Source organism: Candidatus Deferrimicrobiaceae bacterium, assembly GCA_035256765.1.
Taxonomy (GTDB): Bacteria; Desulfobacterota; Deferrimicrobia; order Deferrimicrobiales; family Deferrimicrobiaceae; genus CSP1-8.
Genome location: DATEXR010000230.1, coordinates 1 through 5,542, shown reverse-complemented (window position 1 = coordinate 5,542; position 5,542 = coordinate 1). Strand labels below are relative to the sequence as shown.

Sequence of the window (5,542 nt, the reverse complement as noted above, 5' to 3'; positions counted from 1 at the left end):
GAAAGGACAAAGAGGGGGAAGGCACCTACAGCATCTTGTCGCTCGTCGCATCATAAAAGACGTTTTCCGCTTCCTTACCGTCCAGCACGATCCGCAAGGAATCCACCATGACGCCGGCGATGATCATGTTCGTCATAATCACCGACGGATCCGGCACGTAGTCGCACGAAGCCCCCTCCCCTAGACGGCCGCCTTCTTCCCGCTCCCCGACGATCCCGTACAAGCCGAGGACTTCCGCCGGAGTTTCCTTTTTCCGCCCCGGATCGTATACGATCGCCTGCCCTGTCTCCGCGCTGGTCCCCCCGCTGACCAGGATCTTGCCCTTCTCGCGGCATTTCTCGCTCAACACGATCTTCGTCTCGAAATTGTCCACGCAATCGAAGATGACGCCGTATCCGGAGATATCCGTGTCTCTTCCCAACGGCTTCCCGTACCCTTGGTACGCCGTTCCGAACATCCCGTTCAGGCTGTCGGCCAGCGCTTCGGCCTTGTTCGAACCGACGGCGCCGGCAAGGAACACCTGCCTGTTGAGATTCGTCACTTCCGCCGCCTCAGGATCGAAAAACGCGACATCCCGGAACCCCGAACAGGCAAGTCCGAGACCGACGAAGTTGCCCAGGGCTCCTGCTCCGGCGACGCAGACCCTGGTGCCGCGCCCGATCGGCGCCAACCGCGCCCTCGCGTACGTGACCACATCTTCCGACGTTTTCCGATCCATCAGGACGTTCTTGGTTTCCTCCAGCGCTAACCCGGCCGCAATGATGTCCAAAACCCCGTCGTCGAAATGATCTTGCGGAAAACTCGCTTCCGAAACGAGTTCCCGAAGCTCTTCCCACTCCCTTCCCCGCACATACGTGAATACCTTCACTCCCTGTTCGTCCTCCCCGTCATAGCAGAAGCCTCGAACCACGGGGGTCCCGTCGCGCAATCCTTTTCCCAACAGCAACTTGTTGGCCAGGCCGTATCTGCTGAGATCCACGATCGCGCGGCATCCGGTGAAGAGGTCCTCGAGAACCGGGTGTGTATAGAGCCCCTCCACGAAGCAGATGCGAAGAGCCGGGTTCAGCCTTTCCGCGATCCCCCGGAGGTTGCGGTCCATTCCCGGCGCAAGGACGACGAGATCCTTCAGGCCCAAGGCCGACAAGGAGAGGACAACCAGGGAAGCCAGGAGATCGGCATCTCCGACGACGCCGATTCTCGCAACCTCCAACGCACGCTGGTTCCAGCCGGGAATGCGGAGTTGCCGATCCAGCCTTTCTTCGGGAACTTCGATCCGCCCCGGCTGCGGCCGGTTTTCCGGCCTTTCCGTCCGGTCACGTGCACTCTTTTTCATAACGCTCCCGAGGGGAACGGGCGGTCGGCAGAATCTTCTCCCTGACCTCCTCCCGGAGGACATCGAAATCCTGCGGCGCCAGAACGCGGCCTGTGCCCACGAGTACCGCCTGTGCGTCCTTCGTTTCCGTCGTCGTGTGCCCCGAAAGGATCCCGCGTTTCCTGTAGTGGATCTCCTGCCTGTGCCAGCCGCTGTCACCGATCACGATGCTGTAGCAGAAGCCGCCGAAGACGGCTTCCCATATCCTGGCCTCGCCGACGGGGACGTCCGTGATGAGAGAAACGCTGCCACCCTCCAATTCCCGCTCCCCGTATCTGCCTTTCACCAGCAGCACCAGGTCCTGGATCGTCACTTCCCTTTTCGCAACACGCTTCCTCATGAGGGCCGTCACGAAATCCAGGACCGTGATCTGGTTCTTTTCGTCCGTGCGGGAAAAGCCTTGAAAATCCAAATCGCCGTGCGAGTGGATCCATCCGTTGATGATGCTCTCCCGGGGCAGCGATTCCCGGAACTCGGCGATCCTCTCCGGGGTGACGCTTGTGTAATCGGGAACGTTCCGGTCGTTTGCAGGAAGCCCGATATCCACGATGAGCTCAGGCTTTTCCAGGTTGCCGATGGTGTATCCGTACCATTCGTAGCTTCCCTTGTGGACCGACCGAACCAGATCGTTTATCGCAAAGGCCTTCGCCATGGCGTACTCCGCCATGAGAATCTCCTTGGGCAGCGCCGCCAACTCCATCTCGTACCCCTGCGGCCGTTTCAGCCCTGACAGATCCAGGAACCTCACCGGATCCTCTCCCTCACATATCTCCCGTCGACCACCAACTCGCCGGTATGGGTCCCCGGAAGCCGATACATGTCTTCCAGAAGGACCTGATGAAGAATGCTGATCAGGCCGCGCGCCCCCGTTCCTTCCCGTTGCGCGCGCCGTGCCACTTCGGTCAATGCTTCGTCGGTGAACGTCAAGTCGATGCCCCACGCCTGGAAGTCGTTGACATACGCCCGGGACGGGCTCTCCTCGCTCTGGAGCATGATGGACCGCAGGTCCTCGACGGTCAGCGCATGGTAGGCCGCGCGGATCGGGAACCGTCCCATGAGCTGCCTCTCCATCCCGTAGGAGACGAAGTCGTCGGTCAGCATGTGGGTTCGCCAATCGCCTTGGAGACCATCCCCGGCCATCCGCTCCCGGACGATGGCCTCGAGATTCTCGTACACGCCTCCTGCGATGAACAGGACGTGCCGGGTGGACAGGGAGATCCTTCTCTTGCCCAGATCGACGGTGTTTTCCGCGCCTTCCACCAGCTTCAACAGTCCCTTCTGGACCCCTCTTCCCGAAACGTCCTTGCACAGGACGGCTTCCGCCGCGATCTTGTCGATCTCGTCCAGGTAGACGATCCCCATCTGCGCCACATGGGGGTTTCCCCCTGCGGCGATCAGCAGGTCCAGCAAGATGTCGCTGACATTCTGCCCGACGTACCCCACCTCGCTGAACTTCGTCATGTCCTCCACGGCGAACGGCACACCGACCAATCTCGACGCGATCTCTCCGGTGTACGTCTTCCCGCAGCCGCTCGGCCCGACGATGAGGACGTTCGCCTTCGGCGTCGTCGCCTTCCGGAGGGCGGCGTCGAGGTCGTCGCCGTCCTCCACCATGGCGTGCTTGAGCGCGTTGGCCAGCCTCCGGTAATGGTACGTGATCGCCACGGAGATGATCTTCTTCCCCTTCTCCTGGCCGATCACGAACCTGTCCATGAAGGCCTTAAGGTCCGTTGGCGTCTTGTCGAACTCGAGGATCTGCGCCACTGCCTCGCCGATCTGGCCTCCCCGGAACTCTCCGAGCTTTTCCTCGATCTGCTGCCGGCTTTGCGGGGATATTCTCTCCACCATATTCAGCTATCCTCCGGCGGATTCCTCGCCGTCCACGCCCGCGATGAATTCCCGCAGCCTGCCGATGCGCTCCGCAAGCGATTCCCGGGGGGACGGATCCTCATGGGCGGGTCCTTCCTTCTCGAGAGCGGTTCTCATCCGCCCCGTCAGGTCGGCGATCTCCCTCCTCGCGATCTCCGCGAGGAGCAACGTTTCGAAATGGTGCCGGGCCAATGTGTCGGGGTCCAGGCGCGGATTGCGGCCGAACAGAGGCCCGCTCAGCAGGATCTCATCGGGCGAGGCGGCATACCGGAGGTAGGGATTGTCCCCCCTTTCCAGAATCGCCATCGTGATGCCAAAGTCTTCCCGGCGTGACAGGGGAAACCAGGGCGGGGCGTAAGGTTCCTTCTCCTTCGTCCTCTCGAACCGAACGTTTTCCGGAAGCGGCTCCTCGCGAAAACCGCCGAGCCTCGCCAGAAAGGCCTCCCTCAGGGCATGCGCGCGAACCAAGCCGTCGATCCTCTCGAAAAGGGTGTTTTCCAGAGGCTGCTTCCTTTTCTTCCGCGCACGCTCCGATCGAATGCTCTTCGGCAGGTCGACGTTTTGCATGCTTAGGGGAACCTCCGCTTCATGACTTCCTCGTTGTCCCTCGAAGCTCACGGCGTGAGCTGATTGGTCACCACGACTTCCCCCTCCGCGATTTTGCGATGGTCGTTCGGGATGCGGTACTCCCGGAAATCGATGTCCCGCATGGTCCATCTCCGGATCACCGGATCGTCGTGATGCCACGGGACACCGTCGTCCTCCGATTCCTCCACCCGGACGGGACTTGCCGTCCGGTCGAGAACGTGGTACCCGTTGCACCGCCTGCTGCTGTACCCGTAGAGCAGTGCGCTGATCCCCTCCTCCAGCGCGTGGATCGCGGACGCTGCGCTAAAGACCCGGGGGGGATCGAAACTGTGCATGCAGATGATCTGCCCCGGTTCGTACCCTTCCAGGAAAGGATGCTTATACGTCTCGATCACGAAGGGCTTGAGCGGCGGCACGGTGGTGACGGCCACCCGGCAATCGGGGAACAAATAGAGACGACCGTAGAAGTCCTTCAGCGCGAATTCCCCCGTATGCTTGTATACGAGGTATTCGTCGGCCCCGCCCATTCTCGAAAACCCGAACCCGCTGATATCCAGCGATCCCTCCTCGGCGATATAGAGCAGCAGGGCGCCCCGCCTCCCGGAGGACCCGGTCAAGCGATCGCGGCTCTGAAGCATCCGCCTCAAGCGATCCTTTTCCTCCTCAACGATCCTTGACGCCAACGCCTTTCGGATCCACTCGGAAAGCTCTCCCGGCGAAACCGGTCCCTCCCTTGGGGGGCAGGCCGTCGTTCCCCGATCCTCGAGGCAACGGAGCCGCCGGGAAACGGATTCCGCATCCGCAAGCCGTTCCGCCTCCTCATGATACCGGGGGGGAATCCGGATCTTCTCGCCGATCAGGTCCAGGATCCCCATCTCCCCGAGCGACCTCCGGGTAGGCCCTTTGCTCTTGCGGACAAAATGAGGCGTCATGCCGAAAAGAATCTCCCGCAGATTCCCTTCTACCGCCGTTTTCCCCATCCCCGCCGCCGGCGGGCAATCTTTCAGGCAACGGTATCTAAGCTCCGCGTATGCTTCCGGATCGATCGTTCCATAGTTGTCCAACAGGGACTGCAGGGTCAGAGCCTGGACGAAAAGCCTCCCGTTCTCCTCCGCGAGGCTGCCCGTCGCCGGCCGCCCGCGGACCTCGCGCTCGATATCCGGGTCGAACAACAGGGGCACGTACAGGATCCCGGATCTCACCAGAAGCTCGAGGTCGGAGTTCAGCAGGTTCCGCATGAGGCACCGCAGGTCAGGAAGGGGACGACGGCCGGTGGGTCATCCCACAGGAGTCGACTCTCGCTTCCTCGCTATTGCGCATCTTCATGGTCACAGCAGGCGTTGTCGAAATCGAACCGCGCGCCCTTTTCGCAACGCCTACGATTCCCACCTTCCTGGGGTTTGATGGCCCGAACGGGCACATACAGATATTTCTCTCCCGCCTCCGTTGCTTCGCGGGCCGCATGGTCGAGCGCGGTCCCATCGATCGGCTTCCCTCGGCAGATGAGCCTTCCGCCCTCGAGCTGTCTACGGATGTCTTCCAAAATCTGAAGCTCCTCGATGCTCCAGTCCTTTTTGTTCAGCGTCCTCTCGCACAGCTTCCGCAGCGTTTGCCCCTCATGGCTGCCCGGTTCGTATATGTCGATCAATCCGTCGGCGGCCTGTCCCGGAATGATCTCCAGAACGAGCGGCAGAACCTGCTCGACGATCTCTA

The 5,542-nt window shown here is 61.4% G+C and carries 6 protein-coding genes; all 6 read right to left on the bottom strand.

Going from position 1 to position 5,542, the window contains the following annotated elements:
- Window positions 1–25 precede the first annotated feature (25 nt).
- Window positions 26–1,333 (bottom strand): ThiF family adenylyltransferase, encoded by a 1,308-nt coding sequence (locus tag VJ307_07795; GenBank protein ID HJX74045.1) that lies wholly within the window; start codon window positions 1,331–1,333, stop codon window positions 26–28.
- Window positions 1,314–2,120, bottom strand: a complete 807-nt coding sequence (locus VJ307_07790) for a hypothetical protein (GenBank protein HJX74044.1) — start codon at window positions 2,118–2,120, stop codon at window positions 1,314–1,316. The genes VJ307_07795 and VJ307_07790 overlap by 20 nt, the downstream gene beginning before the upstream one ends.
- Window positions 2,117–3,220: an AAA family ATPase gene (locus VJ307_07785; protein HJX74043.1), complete on the bottom strand. Its 1,104-nt coding sequence runs from the start codon at window positions 3,218–3,220 to the stop codon at window positions 2,117–2,119. The genes VJ307_07790 and VJ307_07785 overlap by 4 nt, the downstream gene beginning before the upstream one ends.
- 6 nt (window positions 3,221–3,226) lie before the next feature.
- Complete coding sequence (locus VJ307_07780) at window positions 3,227–3,808, bottom strand: hypothetical protein (GenBank protein ID HJX74042.1); 582 nt, start codon at window positions 3,806–3,808, stop codon at window positions 3,227–3,229.
- Between the two features lie 47 nt (window positions 3,809–3,855).
- Window positions 3,856–5,067: a hypothetical protein gene (locus VJ307_07775; GenBank protein HJX74041.1), complete on the bottom strand. Its 1,212-nt coding sequence runs from the start codon at window positions 5,065–5,067 to the stop codon at window positions 3,856–3,858.
- 71 nt (window positions 5,068–5,138) lie between these two features.
- On the bottom strand, window positions 5,139–5,542 hold a 404-nt coding region (locus VJ307_07770; protein HJX74040.1), incomplete at its 5' end, for a hypothetical protein.

Excerpts from the sequence above, each read along its gene's own strand:
- VJ307_07795 (HJX74045.1), bottom strand. The coding sequence starts at position 1,333 with ATGAAAAAGAGTGCACGTGACCGGACGGAAAGGCCGGAAAACCGGCCG.
- VJ307_07775 (HJX74041.1), bottom strand. The coding sequence starts at position 5,067 with ATGCGGAACCTGCTGAACTCCGACCTCGAGCTTCTGGTGAGATCCGGG.
- VJ307_07780 (HJX74042.1), bottom strand. The coding sequence starts at position 3,808 with ATGCAAAACGTCGACCTGCCGAAGAGCATTCGATCGGAGCGTGCGCGG.
- VJ307_07785 (HJX74043.1), bottom strand. The coding sequence starts at position 3,220 with ATGGTGGAGAGAATATCCCCGCAAAGCCGGCAGCAGATCGAGGAAAAG.